This is a genomic window from Allokutzneria sp. NRRL B-24872 (assembly GCF_002155965.1).
Classification (GTDB): Bacteria; Actinomycetota; Actinomycetes; order Mycobacteriales; family Pseudonocardiaceae; genus Allokutzneria.
Map to the genome: position 1 here is coordinate 59,780 of NZ_MUMH01000051.1, position 22,751 is coordinate 82,530.

The following is a 22,751-nucleotide window of genomic DNA, read 5'->3' on the forward strand; positions in this document are numbered from 1 at the left end:
CCGGTGCACCGGGTCTGGGCAGAACTAGAACGCAGGCTGAAGCGCTGGCAGCGCACGGCGATCCCGATCGCGCAGTGCTCGCTGGCCGCTGGCATCGCCTGGCTGGTCGCGTTCTACGTCTTCGGCCACCCCCGGCCGTTCTTCGCGCCGATCGCCGCGGTGGTCTGCCTCGGCGTCTCCTTCGGGCAGCGCCTGCGCCGGGTCGGCGAGCTGGTGGTCGGCGTCAGCGTCGGCATCGGAGTCGGTGACCTGCTGATCTCGCTGATCGGCTCGGGACCGTGGCAGATCACCCTGGTCGTCGCGCTGGCCATGTCAGCGGCCGTGCTGCTCGACAGCGGAGCCGTGATCGCGTTGCAGGCCGGGTCCTCCGCGGTGCTGGTCGCGACACTGCTGCCGCCCGGGGACACCGGCGGGCTTGACCGCATGGTGGACGCCCTGATCGGCGGAGTCGTCGGGCTGCTCGTGGCCGGTCTGCTGCCCGCCAACCCCCTGACCGTGGCGCACCGCCAGGGCAAGGTCGTGCTCGACGAGCTGGAGCGGGCGCTGCGCGGGGTCGCCGACGCGGTGCGCGGGCACGACGCCGCGAAGTGCGCTGACGTGCTGGCGAAGGCCAGGGAGAGCCACAAGGCGGTCGAGGACCTGCGCACCGGGCTGGACGCCGGGGCGGAGATCGCCAGGATCGCCCCGATACGCTGGCGCCGTCGCGGTGATCTTGAGCGGTACCGGACGGCCGCGACCGCCGTCGACCACGCGTTGCGCAACACCAGGGTGCTGGTGCGACGGGCGCTCGCCGCGCTGCGCGACGACGAGCCGATGCCGGGCGGGGTCGCCGACGTGCTCGACCGGCTCGCGGACGCCGTGCGGACCCTCCAGGCCGATCTGGCCGAGGGGCGCGAGCCCGTGAAGGCCAGGGAGGAGATCTACGTTGCGGCACGCGGCGCGACGCTGGCCCTCATCGGTGAGGGCGGGTTCTCCTCGCGCGTGGTGCTCGCCCAGCTCCGCTCGATCGCGGTCGACCTGTTGCTGGCCACGGGGATCAAGCGCAACGACGCGATCGCCGCGCTGCCCCCGCTCAGCCAGAACCAGAAGCGCTGAGGCGCGGTCGTCAGCCGGTTTCGATCGGCGCGCGGTGCAGGACGTTGCGCAGCACGGTGTGCACGGTCTCGTGGTCCCGCTCGTCGTAGAGCTTGCAGTCGCCCCCGGTGAGGCCGTACCACTCCTCGGCCCCGTCGTAGCGGACCTCGGTGGTCAGCGTCCCGTCGTCGTCGTAGCGGGTGCGCAGTTCGAGGTCTCCGGTGATCACGCCGACCTCGTCGGTCATCACGCCGCCGGGCAGCGCGGTGAGCTTCGACGTCAGTTCGCCCATGCCGCACGTCCTTGTCCTTTGAAGGGGATGCGCCGACGGTACCGAGAGTGGTATCACGGCGCAGGGCGGCACCGGCTCGCCCCGCGAGCGGGGAGGGTGGAGTGAACCGGCACGGCTGGCTTCCCGCGCGACCCGGTCACGTCGTCGTGCTGACCGGGTCCCCTCGGTGGTGGATGTGGAACCCCGCCGCCGACATCAACGCCGTGCGCCGGTTGGCCCAGCACAAGCGCATCCGCTCCGTTCTCGGCGTCTTCGGCGGGATCGGGGCGGCGTTCGGGCTGCCTGCGGCGACCGTGCTCCTGGTGCTGGGCATCAACGTCGCCAACGTGCTCCTGGTCGCCCTGCTGCCGTGCCTGATCATCCTGGCGCTCGCCGGGGGGTACCTCGTGGTGGAGGCCGTGCGCAGCCGCGTCTCCGGCGGCGCGCACGCCGAGGTCGAGCAGCTGATGGTGGGCGTCGCCGACGAGGAGGACGTCCTGGCGTGGCGGGACTTCGAGGGCTACCCGGAGGACAACAGCCTCGCCCGCTCGCTGTGCGAACCGCTGACCAGCATCCAGCGCAGCGGCATCGGCGAGATGCACTTCGTCGACCCCTCCGGCATGGCGGCGCTGGAGAAGCGGGTGTGGGAGACGCTGGTCGAGCTGCGCGACCAGCTGGTGCTGCGCTCCGACCTCGCCGAGGCGCGCGGTCGCCCGGCCTTCGCCGGGATCGCCGCGGAGATGCAGCGCGAGGTCGACCGGCTGAACACCGTGGTGCACAACCTGTTCCGAGGACTCGTCGCGTTCGACGTGGCGATCAGGCAGTTCGACACCGAGCGCGCCCGCGACGCCGAGGTCACGCGAACCCTGTTCCAGGGCAACGAGATCGAGGCGCCGTCGCGGCTGCCGGAGCGGTTGCTCGCGATGCAGGAGGCGCTGCGCAGGGCGATCATCAGCTGACCGTCCAGTTGTCTGTCCTCAGAGGACGGACGTCCGTCCTCTGAGGACAGTGGAGGGCCGACCGTCAGCAGGCGCCGAGCATGCTGCTCAGCGCGCCCTTCTCGGCCTCGGTGATGGTGAGGCCCCACTTGGTCTTCGACCGGGTCCACATCTTCGCGTAGGTGCACCAGTAGCCCTGGGTCGGCGGCTTCCAGACGTCGGGCGTCTTGTCGCCCTTGTCCTGGTTCACCGAGTCCTTGACGGCGATCAGCTGCGGGCTGCCGAGGTCGTTGGCGAACTGCGTGCGCCGTTCCTTGGTCCACGCCTTCGCGCCGGAGCGCCACGCGGCGGCCAGCGGCACGACGTGGTCGATGTCGATGTCCGAGGCCGCGGTGTAGGTCTTGTTGTCGTACGGGCTGAACCACTTGCCCGACACGGACGCGCACTCGGCGTCGGTCTTCACGTCGGTGCCGTCGCGCTTGAGCACTTCCTCGCGGGTGTTGCACGCACCGGAAACCGGCTCCCAGTGCGGGAACTCCTTCCGGTCGTAGCCGGTCATCGGTCCCTCCGGTGCCACCCGCAGCGCCGCCAGCTCGGACTTGGCGGTGCCGGTGTCGGGGATTCCGGGAGGGGCGGCGGACGCGGGGCCGGTCACCCCGATCGAGACGACGCCGGCGATCAGCGTTGCGGGGAGCAGGGTTCTGAGCACGCGGGTGGTGGCGGACACTCGGGCCTCCGGTGGGTCGTTGGCCTGATTGCAGGGTCAATCCGACCATCACCCGTCAGAGTGAGTGAGGCAACACCTTCCGGTTACATCAGTACCAACAGCTCAGCAATTCCCTCCGAAGGTCGGGAAAGAACGGCCACTCAATCGAGACCTCGAATGAGCCGTAGATCTTCGGTGTGCCGGTACCAGATCCACTTGTCCGGCTGCCGCTCGTGCGGCACGCCGTCCTTCCAGACCAGTGTCGGCAGGCAGCCGATCTGCACCGCCCGGCCCGTGGTGACCGCCCTGCGCCTGCCGAGCAGCCCGCGCCGCAGCACGGTGACCTCCAGCCCGAGCGCGTGGTGCGGGACGACCTCCAGCGCGCTTGCCTGACCGCGCAGCACCTTGGCGTCGTCGCAGTAGGCGACCCCGCGCACCGGGCCGATCCGGCCCCGCCCGACCAGCACCCCGCCGACGTCGTCGCGCACCAGCGGGACCTTGTCCACCTCGCCGCGCAACGCCCTGCGCAGCGCCGCCCCGGGCTCGGTCGGCAGCCCCCACAGTTCCGCCACAGCGGAATTCCGATCAGAGGTGACGTAACCGACAGCGACCTCCTGGAGCCGCTCGGTGCGCAGCAGTCGCAGCACCACCGCGGCCAGGTCGGCGTCGGTCCCGGCGACCACCAGGCGCCGGTCGCCGAGGGTTTCCAGCAGCTGATCGACCTCGGCCTTGCCCGGCCGCTCGCCGATGCGGTGCGTCTCGACCCCCTCACCCTCGGTGATCTCCGCGTTTCCGCAGCACAACGCTAGTGCGTCCACAGTCGACTCCTGGTCTACCCTCAACTACCGGCATCCGCCCTCGTCGCTCAGCCGGACCTCTTTGGAGTATTCACATGCCTGCCATCGTCCTGATCGGCGCCCAGTGGGGCGACGAAGGCAAGGGCAAGGCCACCGACCTGCTCGGGGAGCAGGTGCAGTGGGTCGTTCGCTACCAGGGCGGCAACAACGCCGGCCACACGGTGGTTCTTCCCGACGGTCAGGACTTCGCCCTGCACCTGATCCCCTCGGGCATCCTCACACCCGGTGTCACCAACGTGATCGGCAACGGCGTCGTCGTCGACCCCGGGGTGCTGCTGGAGGAGCTGTCGGGCCTTGAGCAGCGCGGGGTGGACACCTCGCGGCTGCTGCTCTCCGCCGACGCGCACCTGATCATGCCGTACCACGTGGCCATCGATAAGGTTACCGAGCGCTACCTCGGCAAGGCCAAGATCGGCACCACCGGGCGCGGCATCGGTCCCTGCTACCAGGACAAGATCGCCCGCGTCGGCGTCCGCGTCCAGGACCTGCTGGACGAGAAGATCCTGCGGCAGAAGGTCGAGGCCGCGCTGGAGTTCAAGAACCAGGTGCTGGTCAAGGTCTACAACCGCCGCGCGCTCGACGCCAACCAGGTCGTGGACACCGTGCTCGCCTACGCGGCGAAGTTCGAGCACCGCATCGCCGACACCCGCCTGCTGCTCAACCAGGCGCTGGAGCGCGGCGAGACCGTGCTGCTGGAGGGCTCGCAGGGCACCCTGCTCGACGTCGACCACGGCACCTACCCGTTCGTCACGTCGTCGAACCCGACCTCCGGCGGCGCCGCGGTCGGCTCCGGCATCGGCCCGAACCGGATCACCACGGTGATCGGCATCCTCAAGGCCTACACCACCCGCGTCGGCTCCGGTCCGTTCCCGACCGAGCTCAACGACCAGTGGGGCGAGCTGCTGCGCAAGAAGGGCGGCGAGGTCGGCGTGACCACCGGCCGCGCCCGGCGCACCGGCTGGTTCGACGCCGTGATCGCCCGTTACGCCTCGCGCGTCAACGGCATCACCGACTACTTCCTGACCAAGCTCGACGTGCTCTCCGGCCTCGACCGGGTGCCCGTCTGCGTCGGCTACGAGGTCGACGGCGTGCGGCACGACGACATGCCGATGACGCAGACCGACGTGCACCACGCCAAGCCGGTCTACGAGGAGCTGCCGGGCTGGTGGGAGGACATCAGCCACTGCCGCACCTTCGAGGAGCTGCCCGCCAACGCGCAGGCGTACGTGCTGCGCCTGGAGGAGCTCTCCGGCGCGCGGATGTCCGCGATCGGCGTCGGCCCCGGCCGTGACCAGACGATCGTCCGGCACGCGCTGACCTGATCCGGCCGCACAAGGCAAAGGGGCACTCCGTGGATGCGGGGTGCCCCTTTTTGTCCCCATAAACGGGGGCATGCATTGCATTCTTCTATTTTTGCGCCGCGCGACCCTTTGCTATACATGCTCGCTCACGCGGGCAATTGTGCTCGCGAATTGCTCTCACTTATGGGGAATCGCACAATGCGTTCTGTCAAACTCTTCGCGGCCGCCGTCGCCGTGTCCGGACTCGCGACCGGTCTGCTGATCACCCCCGCCCAGGCCGCCGCCGGTGGCTACGAGCGGTGCCCCGCCACCACATGTGCCTGTTCAGTGGCCTGAACGGCACCGGGACGATCGCTGCCTACGCGCAGGGCTCGCAGGACACCTCGAAGCAGGGGATCACCAAGGCGCCGTCCGGCTGGAACCGCACCGGCACGCAGTTCTGCGCCTACGAGTCCACCGGTTACCGCGGCATGGCCACTCAGATCCACCCGGCCGGGCGCAAGGGCAACGACCCGTCGTGGAACATCCACCCGGTCTACTCGATCAAGAAGAAGTCCGGGAACTGCATTCCGTCCTGACGCACGGTTGGGCCGAACGCCGCCGTTGGGCCGGTCCAGTGAACCCCTGTGGCCCTGACGGGGCCGCACTCCGCGAACGCACAATCGTGGTAGCCGCGAAGTGCGTCGACCGGGGGGTTCGATGTCTGCGAGGAAGTCGGGGCGGCCGGAGCGCCCCATAAGCGATCCGGAGTCGCCGGCGGGCCGCATCGCCGCCCAGCTCAGGAATCTCCGCAGCAGCAAGGGGAATCCCACCTACCGCGAGATGGCCGACCGGGTCTGGTTCTCCGCGGGGACCCTGTCGGCCGCGGCGCGCGGGGACCACTTGCCGACGCGCGCGGTGGTGGTGGCCTTCGCCGAGGCGTGCGGGGCGGACCCGCAGGAGTGGGCGAGACGGTGGTACGAGGCGCAGAGACCGCCTCGTCCACCCTCTCCCCCGCCCCGCTGGCCGCCTTCCGCAGCGCCCCCGTGGCCGAGCTAGCGGTTGAGGAACTCGGCGCGGGCCGCGACGGCGGTGTCCGGGTTGTCGGAGAACAGCCCGTCGACGCCCTGCTTGAAGAACAGCGCGTACTCGTCGAACGCGCGGCCGTACTGCGCCGGATCGGTGGAGCTGCGGAAGTCCGCGGGCAGGAAGGTGTTCTCGTTGCGGAAGGTGAACGGGTGCACCTTCAGCTTCACCGCGTGCGCGTCCTTGACCAGGCTGGTCGGCTGCTTCAGGAAACCCCTGTCATCGCGCGGGATGATGCGGTCCTTGGCCGGGCCGATGCCCGCCGCGTAGGTCGAGATCTCGTGCAGCCCGGCGGGCTTCACCAGGTCGTCGTAGGTGCGCTTGTCACCGGAGGCGACGAAGTCGGCGGGGGCACCGGTGGAGTCGATCAGCTGGATCAGCGGGACGCGCAGCTCCCGCTTGAGCGCCTTGAGGTTGCCGACCTCGAAGGACTGCACGAAGACCTTGGCGCGCGGGGTGTTCAGCCCGTTGCGGTTGAGCGTGCGCACCAGCGCGGGCTCCAGCGGCAGCTTGATGGAGGTGAAGTACGTGGGGTGCTTGGTCTCCGGGTACACGCCGATGTCGCGGCGCAGCTCGCGGGAGAGCTTGGCGCGCAGGTCCAGCACCTCCTGGAACGTCGGCACCTGGTAGCGGCCGTCGTAGAGGGTGTTGCGCGGCCGGGTCTGCGGGATGCGCTCCTTGGCGCGCAGCGTCTTGAGCTCCGCCAGCGTCAGGTCCTCGGTGAACCAGCCGGTGAGCGTGACCCCGTCGATGACCTTGGTGCGCTTGCGGTCGGCGAACTCCGTGCGGGAGGAGATGTCGGTGGTGCCGCCGATCTCGTTCTCGTGCCGCGCCACCAGCACGCCGTCCTTGGTGGAGACCAGATCCGGCTCGATGTAGTCGGCGCCCATGCGCGCGGCCAGCTCGTAGGAGGCCAGCGTGTGCTCGGGGCGGTAGCCGGAGGCGCCGCGGTGGCCGAGCACGAGCGGACCGGTCTCCCGCTGTGCGGCGAACTCCTGCGCGGCGTCCGGAACGGCTTCAGGAGCGGCGGAGGCGGGCACCCCGACCACGCCGAGCACGGCGACTGCGGAGACGGCGAGCCCGGCGATCCGGGACGTCCGCGAGCGGCGAGACATCGTGGGAAACCTCCCCTGTAGTGGGCTTTCTGGTGCCCGTGGAGCCAAGCTGCCCGCAGCGTCGGTGGTGCCACCGTAGGGCTACGAGCTGGCAACAACGCGGTAAACGTGCCGTGGAGTATTGCCATCCGCCCCGCAGGATGGTCCCCTCTGTGAGCTGCACCACGCTGGAGGTGGCCGTTGACCGGTCCGACGGTCGACGAGCTGCTCGCCGACCACGACGAGGAACGCCCCGCCCGCCGTCTCACCGGGCGCTGGGAGTTCGGTGTCGGTCTCGCCGCGTTCGCCGTCGCGCTGCTCGTGCTCAAGCAGGTGTTCTTCCCGTTCAGCAAGGGCGGGCAGTACTACCTGATCATCTTCCTGGCGCTGGTGCTCCCCCTGGTTTTCCTGGTCTACCGTCCAGGGTTGTCCCGCTCGCAACGGCGCGAGCGGGACAACCCGCCGGTGTACGACTGGGTTCTCGCGGCCGTCGCGTTGCTGGTCGGCCTCTACCCGGTGCTCGGCGGCTTCGACGCGTTCCTGGACCGCCAGGGCTCTCTGTCCACAATGGACATCCTGTGCGGTGCGATCCTGCTGGTGCTCGTGCTCGAAGCGTGCAGGCGCACAACGGGTTTGGTGCTTCCGCTGGTCTGCGTCGCCTTTCTGGCCTACGCCTACTACGGCGGATATCTGCCGCCCAGTTGGACCATCGCGCACGCCGGCCTGGACTTCAGCCAGATCATCAACGCGCTCTACAACGACGCCAGCGGCTTCTACGGCACGCCGTTGGACGTCGCGGCCACCTACATCGTGCTGTTCACCATCTACGGCGCGATGCTGGAAGCCTCCGGCGCGGGCAAGTTCTTCGTGGACATCAGCTTCGCGACCTTCCGCAAGTCCGCGACGGCGCCCGGCAGGACCACCGCGCTCTCCGGGTTCCTGCTCGGCACGGTCTCTGGCTCCGGCACGGCGACGACGGTCAGCCTCGGCGCGGTGACCTGGCCGATCCTGAAGCGCGCTGGCTATCCGAAGGAGCAGGCGGGCGGGCTGCTCGCGGCCTCCGGCATCGGCGCGATCCTGTCCCCGCCGACCCTGGGCGCGGCCGCGTTCATCATCGCCGAGTACCTCCAGGTCTCCTACTTCGACGTGCTGCTCTGGGCGTTGCTGCCGACGGTGCTCTACTACCTCGGGATCGTGCTCGCGGTGCAGGCGGACGCGAAGCGCTTCGGCGCCAACGAGATCGACATCGACACCCCCAGCCCCTGGCAGGTGCTCAAGCGCGGCGGCTACCACTTCGCGTCGCTGGCGATCATCGTCGTGTTCCTGGCGCTGGACATCCCGCCCTTCGCCGCCGTGGTCTACGCCTCCGCCCTCGCGGCGGTCTTCGCGCTGGTGAGCAAGCTCCTCGCCGGTGGGTCCACTGTGGACTGGTTGCGCGAGGTCGCGGTGGCGCTCTCCAAGGGCGTTCGCGGAGCGCTGCCGGTCGTCGCGGTGTGCGCGGCCGCTGGCGTGATCACGTCGACGATCACCAAGACTGGGCTCGGCCAAGTGCTTTCCTCGGCGCTGGTGGACCTCGCGGGTGCGCTGGCCACCGACGCCACCGTCGTGCTGCTGCTGACCGTGCTGTTCTCGGCGGTCGCGGTCGGAGTGCTCGGCCTCGCGGTGCCGGTGACCGCCTCGTTCATCATCGCCTGGGTGGTGCTCGGCCCGGCCATGGCGACGCTCGGCGTCGATGCGCCCGAGCGGGCGATGTTCCTGTTCTACTACGCGGTCCTGTCCGAAGTGACCCCGCCGACCGCGCTCGCGGCGGTCGCGGCGGCCGCGATCACCGGCGGAGCCGTGATGCGCACGATGTGGCAGACGTGGAAGTACACGCTGCCCGCGTTCCTCGTGCCGATCGCGTTCGTGTTGACCGACAACGGCGCGGCTTTGTTGCTGCAGAAGCCTTTCCTGGACGTCCTGTGGGTGTTCGCGGTGTCCGCGCTCGGAGTCGCCGCGCTGTCGGTGACCACCGGTGGGTGGCTGCTCGGCCCCGCGAGGTGGCCGGAGCGGGTGCTCTGCGCGATCGCCGCGCTGATGCTGCTCTACCTCCAGCCGGTGGTGGTCTTCATCGGGCTCGCGGTCCTGGCCGCGGCCGTGGTGCTGCACCTGATCACCCGGCGCCGAAGCAAGGGAGTTGAGATCGATGCGTAAGACCCTGGCCGCGCTCGTCGCGGTGGCTTTGGTGGCAACGGGATGCGGCGGCAAGCGCGTCGACCCCAACGCGGGCGCTGGCGCTGGCGGCGCGAGCTGCGAGGCCGGGGAGGGCAGGCTGACCATCGCCACCGGCAACGCGGGCGGCGTGTACTACGTGGTCGGCGGCGGCCTCGCGCAGGTGATCAGCAACAACACCAAGATCCGCGCGACCTCGGCGGAGACCGGCGCGTCCGTGCAGAACGTGCAGCAGCTCGTCGCCGGGGACTACGACATCGCCTTCTCCCTCGCCGACACGGCCGCGGACGCCGTTGCGGGCAAGGACTCCTTCGCGGGCAAGCCGCAGAAGATCAAGGCGCTCTCCCGGATCTACCCGAACTACACGCAGGTCGTGGTGCGCGCGGACTCCGGCATCAACTCGGTCGCCGACATGCGCGGCAAGCGGATCTCCACCGGCTCGCCGAAGTCCGGGACCGAGCTGATCGCCAACCGGCTGATCCAGGCGGCCGGCCTCGACCCGGCCAAGGACGTGCAGGCGCAGCGGCTGGACCTCAACAAGACCATCGACGGCATGAAGGACGGCACGCTCGACGGGCTGGTGTGGTCCGGTGGCCTGCCGACCGCGCAGCTGACCGACCTGACCACGTCCATGCGCGAGCGGGTGAAGTTCCTCGACATCACCCCGCTGCTGGAGCCGTTGAAGAAGATCAACCCGGTGTACGACGCGGGCAGCATCCCGGCGGCGACCTACAAGCTGGCCAAGGACGTGCCGACCATCGTCGTGCCGAACCTGCTGCTGGTGCGGGACGACTTCCCCACGGCCAACGCCTGCGCGATCACCAAGCTGCTCTTCGACAAGCGCGCCGACCTGGAGAAGGTGCACCCGGCCGCCAAGGACATCCTGCGCGACAAGGCCAGCGCCACCGCGCCCGTCGAACTCCACCCCGGCGCCAAGCAGGCCCTCGGCTGAGCTAGGGGCGGGGGTCTCGGCCCACGAGCGCGATGAGGCGGGTCTGCGGGTCGGCGTCGTCGGGAACCTCGATCGGCGGGGCGAAGACGGCGGAGCCCTGCCACTTCGCGACCTCGGGCCGCATCGCGGTGTAGACGGCCTCGGCCAGCTCGGCGTCCAGTGCGTCGTCGTCGCCGATCGCCCTGGCCAGGTCCCACGCGTGCACGGTGAGGTCGAGTGTCATCTGCCAGCCGTACTCCGTCGCCGGGATGCGGCCGAAGCTCACCTCGACCTCGTCGTCCAGCGCGTCCGGCCGCTCAAAGGCGTCGCGGGCCTTGCGCGCCGCGCGCTGCCACGTGCCAACGGGGTCGTCGCCGAGCTGGTCGCCGTCGAATCGGTCACCGACCTCGTCCACGGTGGCACCCCGGAGCAGCAGCGGAGCCCACAACTGTTCTCCGACAAGGTGGTTCACCAGATCGCGCACGGTCCACTCCGGGCACGGCGTCGGCAGCTGCCACTGGTCAGCGCGCACCAGGTGGACTCGGCGGTCGAACTCCTCCATCGCGCGGTCGTGCGCCTCCAGCAGCTCCATGGGACCACCACATCAGTGCTCGCCGGGACTCGCCACTCGACGCGCCAGCGGTTTCGCGTAGACCACCAAACAGACACCGCGCCGTTGCACGAGCCGCTCCGCCACGGCGAGCACCATCCGATCGCGACGGGACAACGACGCCGACCGCAGCACTTGGCACAGCCCGCGACCACGCGGACGCGCGCCGACGCGGTACGTCATGACGTGCTGGCGGAGGAGGAACTCCGTCACCGAGCGCACGAGAGCGACCGTGCCGACCGGAAGCGCCCATTCCAATCTGTCCACTGTGGACAGACCAGGGACCTGGCGCAACCATGGGACGCGGTCAGTGAACGATGGCACCCGTCAAGTGTGGACCGCGCGCGGACCGAACGGAGAACTCCCAGCCGGAAGCGCTCCGCGCCGAACGGAACTCCACCGAGGACGGCAGCAGCACCGGGAGCTTGAAGCGGACGTCCACCGTGAACGCCTCCGGCAAGCGGCCGGAGAACGCCGCGAGGCAGTGCGCCTTGGTCCACATCCCGTGCGCGATCGCCCTGGGGAAGCCGAAAAGCCGCGCGGTGAGCTTCCTGAGGTGGATCGGGTTGTGATCACCCGACACCGCCGCGTAGCGCCTGCCCAGGTCGGAGCCGACCCGCCACAGCGCCGATGGGGGAGTCACGTCAGGCGAAGCAGGCGCTGAACCCGAGCCGGAGGACGTTCTGCGCAGGTTGGTGCTGACGCCCTCCCACACCACCTCCTCCCCCACCGTCGCCTCGGCGTGCACGTCGAACTGCCGCCCGCGCTCGTGCTCCCGCAGCGAATCCGCCCACACGCGCAGCCGCATGCCCTCACCGGCGAGCACTGGCCGGTGCTGGGTGATCCGGTTGCCGATGTGCACCAGGCCGGGCAGCCGGAACGGGAACCCGCGCTCGGTCATCAACCGCACTGCCAAAGGAAAAGCCAGGATGTGGATGTAGGTCGCGGGCAGCACGTCGCCGGTACCGAAGCCGCACACGTCGTTGTAGGCGGCCAGCGCCGCGCGGTCGACCACGACCTCCGGGCGCACGTACTCCACGCCGGGCAGCTCCGAACCGCGCGGGCCGAAGCTCAGCGCGGCCTTCGGGTAGAGCAGCCCCAGGCTGGGCGTGCTGTGCAGCTCGCGAACCGTCCTGACCGCGCTCATCACGCCCCCAACAGGCTCTGGCCGCAGACCCGCACGACGTTGCCGTTCACCCCGGCCGAGCCCGGATTCGCGTACCAGGCAATGGTTTCCGCGACGTCGACCGGGAGGCCGCCCTGCGCGAGGCTGCTCAGCCTGCGGCCCATCTCCCTGGTGAACAAGGGGATCGAGGCGGTCATCTTGGTCTCGATGAAGCCGGGCGCTACGGCGTTGATCGTGCTTCCGTTGCGGGCCAACGAGGGCGCGAGCGACTGCACCATGCCGATCACCCCGGCTTTGGAGGTGGCGTAGTTCGTCTGGCCGAAGTTCCCCGCGATGCCCGCGATCGAGGACACGCCGATGATCCGGCCGCCCGGGCGGAGCACGCCGCCGAGCAGCGCGTCGTTGATCCGCTCCTGCGCGGACAGGTTCACCGCGATCACGGAGTCCCACCGCTGCTCGTCCATCTTGCCCAGCGTCTTGTCGCGCAGGATGCCCGCGTTGTGCACGACGACGTCCACGCCGCCGTGCCGCTGCGCGAAGTGCTCGGCGATCCGGGCGGGGGCGTCCAGCGCGGTGATGTCGAGCTGGAGCGTGCTGCCGCCGACCCGGTTGGCGACCTCGGCCAGTTCATCGCCCTGCGCCGGAACATCAAGGCACACAACGGAAGCGCCGTCGCGTGCGAGCAGTTCCGCGATCGCGGCACCGATCCCCCGCGAGGCGCCGGTGACCAGCGCGGTCTTCCCGGCGAGCGGGCGCTCCCAGTCCTCCGGCTCCTTCACCTCGGCCACGCCGACGCGCACGACCTGGCCCGAGACGAACGCGGAACGGTCGGAGACGAAGAAGCGCAACGTGCTGGCGATCCCGTCCTCTGCGCCAGGAGCGACGTAGACGAGCTGGACCGTCGCGCCCCGCTTGACCTCCTTGCCCAGCGATCGGGTGAAGCCCTCCAACGCGCGCTGCGCCGTGGCTTCCTTCGAGGACGAGCAGTCCGATGGCGGGGTGCCGAGGACGATCACCCGGCCGCACGGGCCGAGCCGCCGGATCACCGGCTGGAAGAAGCGGTGCAGGTCCTGGAGCTTGGCGCTGTCGGTGATCCCGGTGGCGTCGAAGACGATCGCGGCGAAGCGCCCGTCGCCCTCCGGCGGGGTGCTGAGCACGTCGGCGCCCGCCCCGGTCAGAATGGCGGTGGCGATCGTGGCCAGCCTGCCGTCCTCCGCGCTGCCGACAAGCACCTGACCTGCTACAACGGGATCGCCTGGCTGGTGCCTGCGCAGCGGCGCGGGACTGGGCAGGCCGAGCTTGCGCACGAGCGCCCGCCCGAGCGGAGAGGTGCTGAACCGCTGGTACCGATCCGCCATGGAAGGCTCCCTACTCATCAGTAAGACTACTCGTCGGTAGGTTATGCTCGACAGGGTATCCCCGTAACCGCTGGAGGGGCACATGGCCGGGACCACACGCCGCGTGGCGATCATCGGGGGGAACCGCATCCCGTTCGCGAGATCCAACGGGCCCTACTCAGCCGCATCGAACCAGGACATGCTGACCGCCGCGCTGGACGGTCTGATCGGCCGCTTCGGGTTGCAGGACGAGCGCCTCGGCGAGGTGGTCGCGGGCGCGGTCCTCAAGCACAGCCGCGACTTCAACCTGGCGCGGGAGAGCGTGCTCGGCAGCAGGCTCTCGCCGCAGACCCCCGCGTACGACGTCCAGCAGGCGTGCGGGACCGGGCTCGAAGCCGTCATCCTGGTCGCCAACAAGATCGCGCTCGGCCAGATCGACGCCGGGATCGCCGGAGGCGTCGACACCACCAGTGACGCGCCGATCGGGGTCAACGAGGACCTGCGCAAACTGCTCCTGAAGTTCAACTCCGCCAAGAGCGTCGGCGCGCGGCTGAAGCTGCTGCCCAGGCTGCGGCCGAGCCACGTGGTGCCCGACGTCCCGCGCAACGGCGAACCGCGCACCGGCCTGTCCATGGGCGAGCACGCGGCGATCACCGCCAAGGAGTGGGAGATCGGCAGGCAGGAGCAGGACGAGCTGGCCGCCGCCAGTCACCGCAAGCTCGCCGTGGCCTACGAGTGCGGTTTCTTCGACGACCTGCTGACGCCGTTCCTCGGGCTGACCCGCGACCAGAACCTGCGCCCCGACTCCACTGTGGACAAGCTCGCGAAGCTGAAGCCGGTGTTCGGCACCAGGTCCAAGGAGTTCCGCGACGCCGCGACGATGACCGCGGGCAACTCGACGCCGCTCTCCGACGGCGCGTCGACCGTGCTGCTGGCCAGCGAGGAGTGGGCCGCCGAGCGCAGGCTTCCCGTGCTGGCGTACTTCACGCACTGCGAGACCGCGGCCGTGGACTTCGTGCACGGCGGCGAGGGCCTGCTGATGGCGCCGACCCACGCGGTGCCCAGGATGCTCGCGCGGGCCGGGCTCGACCTCGGCGGCTTCGACTTCTACGAGGTCCACGAGGCGTTCGCGTCGCAGGTCCTGGCGACGCTCAAGGCGTGGGAGGACCCGGGCTACTGCAAGGAGAAGCTCGGTCTCGACGCTCCGCTCGGCCCGATCGACAAGGCCAAGCTGAACGTCAACGGCTCCTCGCTCGCCGCGGGCCACCCCTTCGCCGCCACCGGTGGGCGGATCGTCGCCACCCTGGCGAAACTGCTGGCGGAGAAGGGGTCCGGCCGCGGTCTGATCTCCATCTGCGCCGCCGGTGGGCAGGGCGTCACGGCGATCCTGGAACGCTGACGACCACTATTCGAGCAGCACCCAGGTGGTGGTGCAGCGGACGGAGACGGTGACGGGCTGCGGCTCCAGCTTCAGCTCGCGCGTGTCCGGGGTGTAGGAGGTCGCGCTGGCCGCGTAGGCCATCCGCTCCACCCCGCCGCCGCCGTAGGAGTCGTCCCCGTCGGTGATCCGCAGCAACGGGCCGAGCCGCACGCCCAGCGCCGCCGCGTAGCCCTGCGCCCGGCGCCGCGCGTCCTCGACGGCGTGGTGCTGGGCGTCGGCAACGGCCTCGCTGCGGTCCGACAGCTCCCAGTCCGGCCCGTTGAGCCAGGCGGGCTCCGCCGCGATCAGCGCGCCGAGCAGTTCGTCCAGCTGCTCCCGGTCGGTGACCCGCACCGAGTAGTACTGCTCCGCGCCGGAACCGACCCGGTGCCCGTTCTCCCAGTTGGTGTGCACCGAGAGCCGCCGTGATCGGACCTCGACGCCCTCGCGGTCCAGCAACGGCTCGACCCGCGAGATCCGCGAGGTCAGCTCGTTCACCGCGGCGGTGCGGTCGTGCCCGTTCGCGCTGTAGGACACCCACAGCTGCGCGCGGTCGGCGATGCGTTCGACTTCCCCGGTCCCTTTGGTCACTACTTCAGCCACATCACCACAGTCCTCGCGAAGAGCCCGGCACGCAACGAGGTGAAGATCCCCGAACTTGAGGGTTTGAGATCCAACTGTGCGAGAAATCGCTTGCGGGCCACCGGGAGTTCGCTCACGCGTCCTCAACTGCATGAGCGAAGACCTGCGGATACGGGCTGCCGATCTCGCTGACCTCGACGATCTGGCGGAGATCCACACCAGAGCCCGTGCCTCCTACTACCGCGGCCACGTCGACGAGCGCGTGCTCGTCGACCCCGAACAGGCCGCACGGCGCAGAGACGTGATCGAGGGTTTCCTCTACTCGCCGGACCAAGCGCTGCTCTGCGCCGAGGTCGGCGGCAGGATCGTCGGCTTCACCGCGGCGGGCCCGAGCCACGACCCGGACGCCGACCCGACCAGCGTCGGCGAGCTGTACTCGCTGTACGTGGCGCCGCCGAGCTGGCGCAGGGGCGTCGGCGGCGAGCTGCTACGCGCGGCCGTGAGCAGGCTCCGCGTGTCCTTCGGCTACCTCACGCTGTGGGTGTGGGAGCACAACGCCAGGGCGCGGTCCTTCTTCGCGGCCAGGGGCTGGTGGCTGGACGAGATGGCGCGGCGGGCGGACTGCCCGAGCTTCGTCCGCTACCAACGGCACCTCTGACACCTCCCGTTCAGCTGACACCCATTCGGCCGTAACCTGGACCACGCCGTTACTTGTCCGGCCGGTGAGCCACCTCACCGGACAATCAGGTGCTAAACCTGCGGTTCTGGTGCATACTTGTCTTGTCACTCCAGACACCAGAACTTCAAGGGGATGCGAACTCAGATGAACCTCGTCGCGAAGATGCGTGCTCGTCGTGCCGACAACCGGACCCGCCGTGCCGTGAACCGCGCGATCGACGGCGCGGCCACCCCGGCCCTGCGTCACGAACTGATGGTCATTGCCAGCCAGCAGGTCACCACTCTCCGCTGAGGCCACTGGGCGGCGGACGTTCGCCGGCGACCTCGACCGCCGGCTCGAGCGGCCCTCCCGCCGTCCCGCCCAACGGAGTTACCAGCGCCCCTGAGCGGCCTCCCGCCGCCCAGGGGCGCTTTCACATCTCCAGACGTCACGCCGCCCGCGCATCCATCAAACGTGACCTAGGTCACATCCACGGCAGGGTGTAACAACTGCGGGCGCGTTCGCGATGACCACTATGACCCCGCGATGCTGTCGGACCCCCGACCTGGCAGCACCGCGGGGTTTCCCATGTCCGCAGCCCATGTCCGGCACCATGGCCGTTGTGAAGCGCGACGAGTTCTGGAAAGTCGTCGGACTGGCCGCCATCGCGGCCGTCGCTCTCGGCGCCCTGCTTGCGGTGGGGATCTCGGTGTTCGCCGAGGTCGCGGACTGGTTAGTGCAGCGCATGTCCGACGGAGAGCGCTGACAGCGCCCGGTCGTCCTCGTCGAACTCCTCGTCCGCGTTCTCCGGCGGGTTCTCCAGGTGCCAGCGGACCGAGCGCTCGATGCCGAACTCCACCGGAGCTGGCCGCCAGCCGAGCACGTCGCGCGCCTTCGAGCTGTCGAGGAGCAGGTGCTGCGCGTGCGCCCTGGTCAGGGCCAGGTCGGAGGGCACGAGTTCGCTCGGCACCTCGACCAGTTCCGCCTCGTGCCCGGTCGCGGCCAGGATCTGCCGGACCCAGGTCCCCAGGTCGTGCGTGCGCGGCTCGCCGATGTTGAAGATCTCGCCGGGTGCGCGGGGGTTGCCGAGCGCGGCGAGCACGGCCGCCGCGACCTCGCCGACGTAGCAGCGGGTCCACAGCCAGTTGGCCGGGCCGATCGGGATCTGCTTGCGCTCCGCGCGGACCCGGCGCAGGACGAACTCCTCCCGGCGCTGCGGGTCGCGCTCGCCGTAGACGGCGGACAGCCGCAGGACCGTGCCGCCGCGCTCCAGGTAGGCCGGTTCGACGTCGAGCTTGTCGTAGTCGTCCAGGCCGAGACCCTGGCCGCGGTGGGGAAAGCGGTGCTCGCGCAGCGCGCTCTCCTCGGGCAGCGGCGTCGGCTCGCCGCTCGTGCCCGCGCTGAACAGCTCGAACGCGCGGTAGACGTCCGCGCTGGACAACGCGACGAGCTGCACGTCCGGTAGGTGCGGCAGCACGGCGCTCACGTCCACCCAGCTCAGCGCGCAGGCGTCGATCACCGCGTCCGGGCCGAACGCGCGCACGTCCGCCGCGACCGAGGCGAAGTCCGCGCGCTCCGCGTGCAAGTGCTCGGTCCTGGCGGCGGGTTCTGCGCGTCCCCGGTGCACGACGAGGACGTCGTCGCCGCGCGTGATCAGCTCCTCGACGATGCGCCCGCCGATGAATCCGGTCCCGCCGAGAACGATCACTCGCATGGCCCCATCCGAGCACGAGTCGAGCGGTCCTGCTGTCCGATGCGGCAATTTCCGAGAGTCGGTGCCGACTAACGTTTCGTTTCGTGTGCGGCACCTGAGGCGCCGAACAGGGTGTCCAGGTGCCGCATGGCCATCGCCAACGCTTCCTCCGCCGTGTGCAGGCCGAGGTGGTAGTAGCTGGTGAGGCCGTCGACCACGCTCATGATGAGCATGCCTTCCCGCCGCGGGTCCCGGTCAGCCGGGATCTCGCGGCGCTCCAGCGCGGAGCTGAGCTGCTGCTCGAAGAAGTCCAGCAGCTTGTGCGCGCCCGCCCGTGAGTGCGCCAGCAGCCGCTCGTTGTCCAGCGCCTCCACGTAGAAGCTGATGTTGATGCGGCTGCCCTGTCGCTTGTGGTCGTCCAGCGGCAGCATCTCCGCGACGCACATCCGCAGCACCTCGTGCGGGGTGCGCTCCTCCAGCGCCATGACGCGTTCCGTCACCCGCTCAGTGACCTTCTGGCTGATGAAGTCCATGGCGAAGACCAGCATGTCCTCGCGGGTGCCGAAGTAGTGCTGGAGCTGCCCGAGCGACATCCCGGCCTCGCGCGCGGTCTCCCGCAGGCTCACCCGGTCCAGGCCCCGCTCGCCCGCCAGCTTCCACAGCGCGCTGACGATCGCCGCGCGCCGCTCCTCGTGGTCCACCTGCTTCGGCACCGGCTCAGCCTATCGCAATACGTTTGACTTATTACAGCTGACTTAATACGGTCGACTTGAAACCGAGGGGGAGACCGTGAACCTGAGACCACCTGCAAATCGAGTCGATCCGCGCGCCCGCCGCTGGTGGAGCGCGCAGGCGTGGGTGTCGCTCGCGGGGCCGATGTTGCTGGTCGCGCTGACGATGTTCGTGCTGTCGCTGCTGTTCTTCCCGAGCGCACTGGTGTGGCTCGGCCCGCTGCTGCTCGTGGTGCTCGTCGTTCCGGGGGTGCTGTACGCGCTGGTCATGCCGTCGTGGCGGTACCGCGTGCACGCTTGGGAGCTGGGCTCGAAGGCCGTCTACGCCGCGTCCGGTTGGTTCTGGCAGAAGCACCGCGTGACACCGCTGTCCCGTGTGCAGACCGTCGACACCACGCAGGGCCCGATCCAGCGCGCGTTCGGGTTGGCCACGGTTGTCGTGACCACCGCGTCGACGCACGGTGACGTGGAGATCGCCGGGCTCGCGGCCGAGGCAGCCGAGGACCTGGCCCGCCGCATCGGTGAGGCTGCCGAGGTCGTTCCGGGTGATGCCACATGAGCTGGCAGAAGCTCGACCGCCGCACCGTCGCGGTGCAGTGCGCGTGGCTCGCCGCGCCGCTCGCGTCCTTCGTGCTGACGCTGCTCGCCACGGGCGGCGACATCGGCCTTCGCGGCTGGCTCACCCTTGCCGGGATCACGTCGGGGTTCTTGGTGATCACCGTCTACGGCGTGGCGCGGCTGACCACCACGCGGTACCGGATCTCCGCGTCCACCTTCGAGCTGCGCACCGGCGTGCTCAACCGCCGTCGCCGCTCGATCGCGTTGGAGCGCGTGCGCAACGTCGACCTCACCGCGAGCCCTGTGCACCGCCTGTTCGGCCTTGTTGTGCTCCGCGCGGGCACCGCGGCCTCCGACGGCGGCACCGAACTCGTGCTCGACGCGCTCACCAAGGCCGAGGCGCACCGGCTCCGCGAGGACCTGCTCGCGCGCGTCGACCGCGCCGACGCGGACGATCCCGTCATCGCCACGATGAACTGGAAGTGGCTCCGCTACGCGCCTTTGACGTTCTGGGTCTTCGGCGGCCTGCTCATCGTGGGCGGCGGCGCGGCCCGGCTGCTCAACGGCCTCGGCGTCAAGTGGTGGGAACTCGGCTTCGCCAAGGAGGCGTTCAGCGCCTTCGGCCACAGCGCCCTGTGGCTCACGATTCCTTTGCTGGCACTGGGGCTCACGCTTCTCGGAGTGATCGGCGCGGTCGCCGTCTACATCGAGAACTGGTGGTCCTACCGCCTGGAGTGGACGGACGCGGAAACCCTCCAGGTCCGGCGCGGCCTGTTCACCACTCGCCTCGTGTCCGTTGAGCGCCGCAGGCTGCGCGGCTCCAAGCTCCGCGAACCGCTCCTGCTGCGCGCCGGTGGCGGAGCGCTGGTGGACGCGGTCGCCGGCGGGCTCGGCAACGAGGAGGAAACTCGCCGCCGCAGCTCCGTGCTGCCCCCGTCGCCGCGCACCGAAGCCGCTCGCGTCGCGCTCGACGTGCTCGGCCTCCCCCAGGACGCCGCTCCTGCCCTGCGGTCACATCCTCCTGTGGCACGGCGTCGCCGCATTGTGCGCGGCTTCGTCTTCGTGACGCTGCCAGTCACTTTTGTGTTGCTGCTCCTGGGTTTCCTGCTCACCAGTGTGCTCGTGCACATCGCGTGGATCTTCTTCGTCGTCGCCACGCCCATCACCGTGTGGTTCGGCCGCGACGCTTACCGCAACCTCGGCCACGGCATCTCCGGCGCGCACGTGGTGATCCGCTCTGGGGTGTTCAGCCGGGACACAGTTTTCTTGCAGCGCGAAGGGATTCTGTCCTGGAGCTTCGGCAGCAACCCCTTCTCGCGCCGCGCCGGTCTCGTCACCGCGACCGCCGCCGTCGCCGCTGGTGAGCAGGGCTACCGCGTCCGCGACCTCGCCGACACCGACGCCGTGGACTTCGCCCAGGCCGTGACCCCCGACTTCCTCACCGAGTTCCTGGCCTCACGATGACCGTCGCCACTCACGCAGCCTTTCGTCCAAAGTGGACACTGGCATGCCGTGTCGCTGGACGCGCGCGTGCAGTCCCTTGACCCGCTCCGCCGCGCGCACGGAGGACAGCGTTCCCAGTGAGGTCAACGCTTCCGAGGCGATGACCTCCGCCTGCTCGTACTCCTCGAGTTCGACGTACGCGGCGGCCAGGTGAATCCGGGTCTTGGCCTTCGCGGTGGCCCTGTCCGGTGGCAGCGCGTGTAGCGCCCGCTCCAACATCGCGGTTCCCTGGCGGGGCCGACCCGCGTCCCGAAGGCACTGCCCCACATCGGAGAGCAGGTCGGTCTCGCCGTAGAAGCCCAACCACTCGGGCTCGGGGTTCCCCTTGCGGTCAAAGGCTTTCCGCGCGTTCTCGGTCGCGGTGACCGTGGAGGCGGAGTCACCGAGGAAGGCGAAGCACCGTGCTTCGATGGCGTGCAGGTAGGCCGTGACCGCCGGAGTGGCGCGGTCCTCCGCCACCCGCAACGCCGACCTGGCCAGCGCCGCCGCGTGCTGGCCGCTCCGCGTGGCTTCAACCGCATCCGTGGTCGCCTGAGCGACATCGATCGTCATTCGGCTCATCTCGGCCAACACGTTCGCCGCGTAGGGCCGATCATCCGCGTGCATGGCCAGGTTCAGGGCCTGCGCGTAGTAGCGCTGCGCCAGAGCGTGCCGCCCGGCGTCGACCGAGGTGAGCCCCGCGAGCCAGGTTGCTTGTGCCACCGTGGAGTGCAGCGCTGGGGCGACGTCGTCGGAGTACTGCCCGTGCAGCACTCGCGTCGCGTTGTGGTGGAGCAGGTGAACGACCTGCTCGCGAGTTGCGCCACCGCCGTAGCGTCGTCCCTGCCGCTCGAAGTGCCGCACCGTCTCCTGCAACGCCTGAACGTCTGACAACCCGATGCGAGCGCCGTTGCCCGCTGCGCTTCCCCGTTCAGAGGGCAAGGTCGTGGCCAGGAAAGCAGGTTCGGAGAACGCGGCTGCCGCGAACCCGGAACCCAAGAGGAAGTTCCGCCGGTTGATGTCCCGCCCTGACAGCTCCGCCACGGTGTTGATCGTGCCATCGATCGACCGCGAGTAGCGAAAACCGTCGAACGTGTCGGCGTCATCCTCCGCCAGGGCCTCCCAACCGCAGTCGGGCAGGCGCACTGGATAGCCCAGGCGTCGCGAGAGCACCTGTGCGACCAGCCTGGGAACAGGGGACCGCGGTCGGCACCCGTCGAGCATCCTCGTGACGGACGTCGTGCTCGTGCCGAGGTGGATTCCCTGCTCCGCCCCGGCTTTCACGATCGCCCAAGCCAGCGCGGAACTGCTGAGCCCGGCTTCGGACAACAGGCGTCGCAGCGCCGTGTTCCCACCCATGCCCTCGATGGTCACCGTGCGCGGTTCCTTTGTGAAGTCGCTCGTCCGAAGTAGGACCCAAGTGAGACGTTTTTCGTGCTGATCCTGACGGTATTTGGATCTGTATTCACTGTGGGAAGCGGATGTGAGCTGCGCGAAGCCCTGTGCTCGTCGCGCGTCCAGCCCTGTGCTGTGGCGGTACGAATTCGGGCACACTTTTCGATGGGTCAAAGGCGCTCCGTGCGTCGACGTCTACGAGGGAAACTATTCCGATGGGAAGCTCGTGCTCCTCGTGCGCGGTGGGGAACTGCCGGAATGCACGAACCACGCGCACTTCGTTGAAGGCATTCCGGTCGTTCCGCTGACCTGGTCCGAGCACGTGTTCAGCCGCGTGGTGCGCGCATGGGGGCCCAGCGGTGAGCGTTCGAGTGGCCGGAGCGGCAGAGGGGACCAATACTTTCGGCGGGTTACCCGTTGGGAGGACTGGGATGGGTCTCACCGCGGACGAGGTCCGGGACAAGCGCTTCTCCAAGGCGCGGCTCGGACGGCGCGGCTACAGCGAGGTCGAGGTCATCGGGTTTCTCGCCGAGGTGGCGAACACCCTCGAAGGCCAGGGCGAGGTGAGCGCGGCGCAGGTGCACAACATCGCGTTCAGCACGTCGCTCGGCGTGGGCGGCTTCGACGAGGAGGAGGTCGACACCTATCTGGACCTCGTCGAGGAGGAGTTGGCCGCGCGGGCGGAGACCGGCTAGGCGCGGCTTCTTGAGT

27 protein-coding genes are annotated in these 22,751 nt (G+C 69.6%); 15 read left to right on the top strand and 12 right to left on the bottom strand.

Annotated elements, in window-relative coordinates:
• Positions 1-3: 3 nt before the first annotated feature.
• A complete protein-coding gene (locus CCN37_RS14860) occupies positions 4-1,095 on the top strand; it encodes an aromatic acid exporter family protein (protein ID WP_246843051.1) in 1,092 nt (363 codons plus the stop codon).
• A 10-nt stretch (positions 1,096-1,105) separates the two neighbouring features.
• Here the strand turns inward: CCN37_RS14860 and CCN37_RS14865 are convergent, their stop codons facing one another.
• Positions 1,106-1,366: a hypothetical protein gene (locus CCN37_RS14865; protein WP_086821352.1), complete on the bottom strand. Its 261-nt coding sequence runs from the start codon at positions 1,364-1,366 to the stop codon at positions 1,106-1,108.
• 101 nt (positions 1,367-1,467) lie between these two features.
• Between CCN37_RS14865 and CCN37_RS14870 the strand changes: the two genes are divergently transcribed.
• Positions 1,468-2,304: a hypothetical protein gene (locus CCN37_RS14870; protein WP_086821353.1), complete on the top strand. Its 837-nt coding sequence runs from the start codon at positions 1,468-1,470 to the stop codon at positions 2,302-2,304.
• Between the two features lie 64 nt (positions 2,305-2,368).
• Here the strand turns inward: CCN37_RS14870 and CCN37_RS14875 are convergent, their stop codons facing one another.
• Both CCN37_RS14875 and CCN37_RS14880 read right to left on the bottom strand, forming a co-directional pair.
• Complete coding sequence (locus CCN37_RS14875; protein ID WP_246843052.1) at positions 2,369-3,010, bottom strand: HNH endonuclease family protein; 642 nt, start codon at positions 3,008-3,010, stop codon at positions 2,369-2,371.
• A 140-nt stretch (positions 3,011-3,150) separates the two neighbouring features.
• Complete coding sequence (locus CCN37_RS14880; RefSeq protein ID WP_086821354.1) at positions 3,151-3,807, bottom strand: hypothetical protein; 657 nt, start codon at positions 3,805-3,807, stop codon at positions 3,151-3,153.
• 74 nt (positions 3,808-3,881) lie between these two features.
• Between CCN37_RS14880 and CCN37_RS14885 the strand changes: the two genes are divergently transcribed.
• The 4 genes from CCN37_RS14885 (at position 3,882) to CCN37_RS42355 (ending at position 6,185) form a co-directional block, all read left to right on the top strand.
• The gene (locus CCN37_RS14885; RefSeq protein WP_086821355.1) at positions 3,882-5,168 is read left to right on the top strand and encodes an adenylosuccinate synthase; all 1,287 of its coding nucleotides are present in this window, start codon (positions 3,882-3,884) and stop codon (positions 5,166-5,168) included.
• A gap of 177 nt (positions 5,169-5,345) precedes the next feature.
• Positions 5,346-5,483 (top strand): hypothetical protein, encoded by a 138-nt coding sequence (locus CCN37_RS39845; RefSeq protein WP_168200678.1) that lies wholly within the window; start codon positions 5,346-5,348, stop codon positions 5,481-5,483.
• The gene (locus tag CCN37_RS14890; protein WP_086821356.1) at positions 5,462-5,725 is read left to right on the top strand and encodes a peptidase inhibitor family I36 protein; all 264 of its coding nucleotides are present in this window, start codon (positions 5,462-5,464) and stop codon (positions 5,723-5,725) included. The genes CCN37_RS39845 and CCN37_RS14890 overlap by 22 nt, the downstream gene beginning before the upstream one ends.
• Positions 5,726-5,846: 121 nt before the next feature.
• On the top strand, positions 5,847-6,185 hold the full coding sequence (locus CCN37_RS42355) for a helix-turn-helix transcriptional regulator (RefSeq protein ID WP_086821357.1): 339 nt from the start codon (positions 5,847-5,849) through the stop codon (positions 6,183-6,185).
• Here the strand turns inward: CCN37_RS42355 and CCN37_RS14900 are convergent.
• Positions 6,182-7,327: a glycerophosphodiester phosphodiesterase gene (locus CCN37_RS14900; RefSeq protein ID WP_086821358.1), complete on the bottom strand. Its 1,146-nt coding sequence runs from the start codon at positions 7,325-7,327 to the stop codon at positions 6,182-6,184. The genes CCN37_RS42355 and CCN37_RS14900 overlap by 4 nt on opposite strands.
• A 180-nt stretch (positions 7,328-7,507) precedes the next feature.
• Here CCN37_RS14900 and CCN37_RS14905 point away from each other — a divergent pair, with 180 nt between their 5' ends.
• Together CCN37_RS14905 and CCN37_RS14910 are read left to right on the top strand one after the other, a co-directional pair.
• Positions 7,508-9,499: a TRAP transporter fused permease subunit gene (locus tag CCN37_RS14905; protein WP_086821359.1), complete on the top strand. Its 1,992-nt coding sequence runs from the start codon at positions 7,508-7,510 to the stop codon at positions 9,497-9,499.
• Complete coding sequence (locus tag CCN37_RS14910) at positions 9,492-10,469, top strand: TAXI family TRAP transporter solute-binding subunit (RefSeq protein WP_086821360.1); 978 nt, start codon at positions 9,492-9,494, stop codon at positions 10,467-10,469. The genes CCN37_RS14905 and CCN37_RS14910 overlap by 8 nt, the downstream gene beginning before the upstream one ends.
• Before the next feature lies 1 nt (position 10,470).
• On the opposite strand, the gene CCN37_RS14915 is transcribed toward CCN37_RS14910, so the two are convergent.
• From CCN37_RS14915 to CCN37_RS14930, 4 genes are read right to left on the bottom strand one after another with little or no spacing between them, the layout of a single operon-like run.
• A complete protein-coding gene (locus CCN37_RS14915) occupies positions 10,471-11,040 on the bottom strand; it encodes a TIGR03086 family metal-binding protein (protein WP_086821361.1) in 570 nt (189 codons plus the stop codon).
• A gap of 12 nt (positions 11,041-11,052) precedes the next feature.
• On the bottom strand, positions 11,053-11,325 hold the full coding sequence (locus tag CCN37_RS14920; RefSeq protein ID WP_210408028.1) for a hypothetical protein: 273 nt from the start codon (positions 11,323-11,325) through the stop codon (positions 11,053-11,055).
• Between the two features lie 40 nt (positions 11,326-11,365).
• Positions 11,366-12,205 (bottom strand): MaoC/PaaZ C-terminal domain-containing protein, encoded by an 840-nt coding sequence (locus CCN37_RS14925; RefSeq protein WP_086821363.1) that lies wholly within the window; start codon positions 12,203-12,205, stop codon positions 11,366-11,368.
• Positions 12,205-13,542, bottom strand: a complete 1,338-nt coding sequence (locus CCN37_RS14930; protein ID WP_086821364.1) for a 3-oxoacyl-ACP reductase — start codon at positions 13,540-13,542, stop codon at positions 12,205-12,207. The genes CCN37_RS14925 and CCN37_RS14930 overlap by 1 nt, the downstream gene beginning before the upstream one ends.
• An 82-nt stretch (positions 13,543-13,624) precedes the next feature.
• Between CCN37_RS14930 and CCN37_RS14935 the strand changes: the two genes are divergently transcribed.
• Positions 13,625-14,920, top strand: coding sequence for an acetyl-CoA C-acetyltransferase (locus CCN37_RS14935; protein WP_086821365.1), 1,296 nt, complete (start codon positions 13,625-13,627; stop codon positions 14,918-14,920).
• A gap of 6 nt (positions 14,921-14,926) precedes the next feature.
• Here CCN37_RS14935 and CCN37_RS14940 read toward each other — a convergent pair whose 3' ends face one another.
• Entirely contained in the window at positions 14,927-15,544 is a 618-nt protein-coding gene (locus CCN37_RS14940) for an SIMPL domain-containing protein (protein ID WP_246843053.1), read from the bottom strand.
• Between the two features lie 130 nt (positions 15,545-15,674).
• Between CCN37_RS14940 and CCN37_RS14945 the strand changes: the two genes are divergently transcribed.
• The 3 genes from CCN37_RS14945 to CCN37_RS39855 all read left to right on the top strand — a co-directional run bounded on the left by CCN37_RS14945 (position 15,675) and on the right by CCN37_RS39855 (position 16,947).
• Positions 15,675-16,181: a GNAT family N-acetyltransferase gene (locus tag CCN37_RS14945; protein WP_086821367.1), complete on the top strand. Its 507-nt coding sequence runs from the start codon at positions 15,675-15,677 to the stop codon at positions 16,179-16,181.
• A gap of 165 nt (positions 16,182-16,346) precedes the next feature.
• Positions 16,347-16,493: a hypothetical protein gene (locus tag CCN37_RS39850; protein ID WP_168200670.1), complete on the top strand. Its 147-nt coding sequence runs from the start codon at positions 16,347-16,349 to the stop codon at positions 16,491-16,493.
• Positions 16,494-16,803: 310 nt separating this feature from the next.
• Positions 16,804-16,947 (top strand): hypothetical protein, encoded by a 144-nt coding sequence (locus tag CCN37_RS39855; RefSeq protein WP_168200679.1) that lies wholly within the window; start codon positions 16,804-16,806, stop codon positions 16,945-16,947.
• Here CCN37_RS39855 and CCN37_RS14950 read toward each other — a convergent pair.
• Together CCN37_RS14950 and CCN37_RS14955 are read right to left on the bottom strand one after the other, a co-directional pair.
• Entirely contained in the window at positions 16,915-17,895 is a 981-nt protein-coding gene (locus CCN37_RS14950) for an NAD-dependent epimerase/dehydratase family protein (protein ID WP_086821368.1), read from the bottom strand. The genes CCN37_RS39855 and CCN37_RS14950 overlap by 33 nt on opposite strands.
• 68 nt (positions 17,896-17,963) lie before the next feature.
• The gene (locus tag CCN37_RS14955; RefSeq protein WP_086821369.1) at positions 17,964-18,587 is read right to left on the bottom strand and encodes a TetR/AcrR family transcriptional regulator; all 624 of its coding nucleotides are present in this window, start codon (positions 18,585-18,587) and stop codon (positions 17,964-17,966) included.
• A 76-nt stretch (positions 18,588-18,663) separates the two neighbouring features.
• On the opposite strand from CCN37_RS14955, the gene CCN37_RS14960 reads away from it, so the two are divergent.
• Positions 18,664-19,164: a PH domain-containing protein gene (locus tag CCN37_RS14960; protein ID WP_246843054.1), complete on the top strand. Its 501-nt coding sequence runs from the start codon at positions 18,664-18,666 to the stop codon at positions 19,162-19,164.
• Positions 19,161-20,627, top strand: coding sequence for a PH domain-containing protein (locus CCN37_RS14965; protein ID WP_086821371.1), 1,467 nt, complete (start codon positions 19,161-19,163; stop codon positions 20,625-20,627). Before CCN37_RS14960 ends, CCN37_RS14965 begins: the two co-directional genes overlap by 4 nt.
• Here CCN37_RS14965 and CCN37_RS14970 read toward each other — a convergent pair.
• Positions 20,619-22,004, bottom strand: a complete 1,386-nt coding sequence (locus tag CCN37_RS14970; RefSeq protein ID WP_246843055.1) for a hypothetical protein — start codon at positions 22,002-22,004, stop codon at positions 20,619-20,621. The two genes, CCN37_RS14965 and CCN37_RS14970, sit on opposite strands and share 9 nt — an antisense overlap.
• 467 nt (positions 22,005-22,471) lie before the next feature.
• Between CCN37_RS14970 and CCN37_RS14975 the strand changes: the two genes are divergently transcribed.
• Entirely contained in the window at positions 22,472-22,735 is a 264-nt protein-coding gene (locus CCN37_RS14975) for a DivIVA domain-containing protein (RefSeq protein ID WP_086821372.1), read from the top strand.
• The last annotated feature ends 16 nt before the right edge of the window (positions 22,736-22,751 follow it).

What these genes read in the sequence shown, in the direction of transcription:
- CCN37_RS39850 (WP_168200670.1), top strand. Translation starts at nt 16,347, where the DNA reads ATGAACCTCGTCGCGAAGATGCGTGCTCGTCGTGCCGACAACCGGACC.
- CCN37_RS14965 (WP_086821371.1), top strand. Translation starts at nt 19,161, where the DNA reads ATGAGCTGGCAGAAGCTCGACCGCCGCACCGTCGCGGTGCAGTGCGCG.
- CCN37_RS14945 (WP_086821367.1), top strand. Translation starts at nt 15,675, where the DNA reads ATGAGCGAAGACCTGCGGATACGGGCTGCCGATCTCGCTGACCTCGAC.
- CCN37_RS14930 (WP_086821364.1), bottom strand. Translation starts at nt 13,542, where the DNA reads ATGGCGGATCGGTACCAGCGGTTCAGCACCTCTCCGCTCGGGCGGGCG.
- CCN37_RS14885 (WP_086821355.1), top strand. Translation starts at nt 3,882, where the DNA reads ATGCCTGCCATCGTCCTGATCGGCGCCCAGTGGGGCGACGAAGGCAAG.
- CCN37_RS14950 (WP_086821368.1), bottom strand. Translation starts at nt 17,895, where the DNA reads ATGCGAGTGATCGTTCTCGGCGGGACCGGATTCATCGGCGGGCGCATC.
- CCN37_RS14935 (WP_086821365.1), top strand. Translation starts at nt 13,625, where the DNA reads ATGGCCGGGACCACACGCCGCGTGGCGATCATCGGGGGGAACCGCATC.
- CCN37_RS14900 (WP_086821358.1), bottom strand. Translation starts at nt 7,327, where the DNA reads ATGTCTCGCCGCTCGCGGACGTCCCGGATCGCCGGGCTCGCCGTCTCC.
- CCN37_RS39845 (WP_168200678.1), top strand. Translation starts at nt 5,346, where the DNA reads ATGCGTTCTGTCAAACTCTTCGCGGCCGCCGTCGCCGTGTCCGGACTC.
- CCN37_RS14915 (WP_086821361.1), bottom strand. Translation starts at nt 11,040, where the DNA reads ATGGAGCTGCTGGAGGCGCACGACCGCGCGATGGAGGAGTTCGACCGC.
- CCN37_RS14865 (WP_086821352.1), bottom strand. Translation starts at nt 1,366, where the DNA reads ATGGGCGAACTGACGTCGAAGCTCACCGCGCTGCCCGGCGGCGTGATG.
- CCN37_RS14890 (WP_086821356.1), top strand. Translation starts at nt 5,462, where the DNA reads ATGTGCCTGTTCAGTGGCCTGAACGGCACCGGGACGATCGCTGCCTAC.
- CCN37_RS14910 (WP_086821360.1), top strand. Translation starts at nt 9,492, where the DNA reads ATGCGTAAGACCCTGGCCGCGCTCGTCGCGGTGGCTTTGGTGGCAACG.
- CCN37_RS14975 (WP_086821372.1), top strand. Translation starts at nt 22,472, where the DNA reads ATGGGTCTCACCGCGGACGAGGTCCGGGACAAGCGCTTCTCCAAGGCG.
- CCN37_RS14970 (WP_246843055.1), bottom strand. Translation starts at nt 22,004, where the DNA reads ATGGGTGGGAACACGGCGCTGCGACGCCTGTTGTCCGAAGCCGGGCTC.
- CCN37_RS42355 (WP_086821357.1), top strand. Translation starts at nt 5,847, where the DNA reads ATGTCTGCGAGGAAGTCGGGGCGGCCGGAGCGCCCCATAAGCGATCCG.
- CCN37_RS14925 (WP_086821363.1), bottom strand. Translation starts at nt 12,205, where the DNA reads ATGAGCGCGGTCAGGACGGTTCGCGAGCTGCACAGCACGCCCAGCCTG.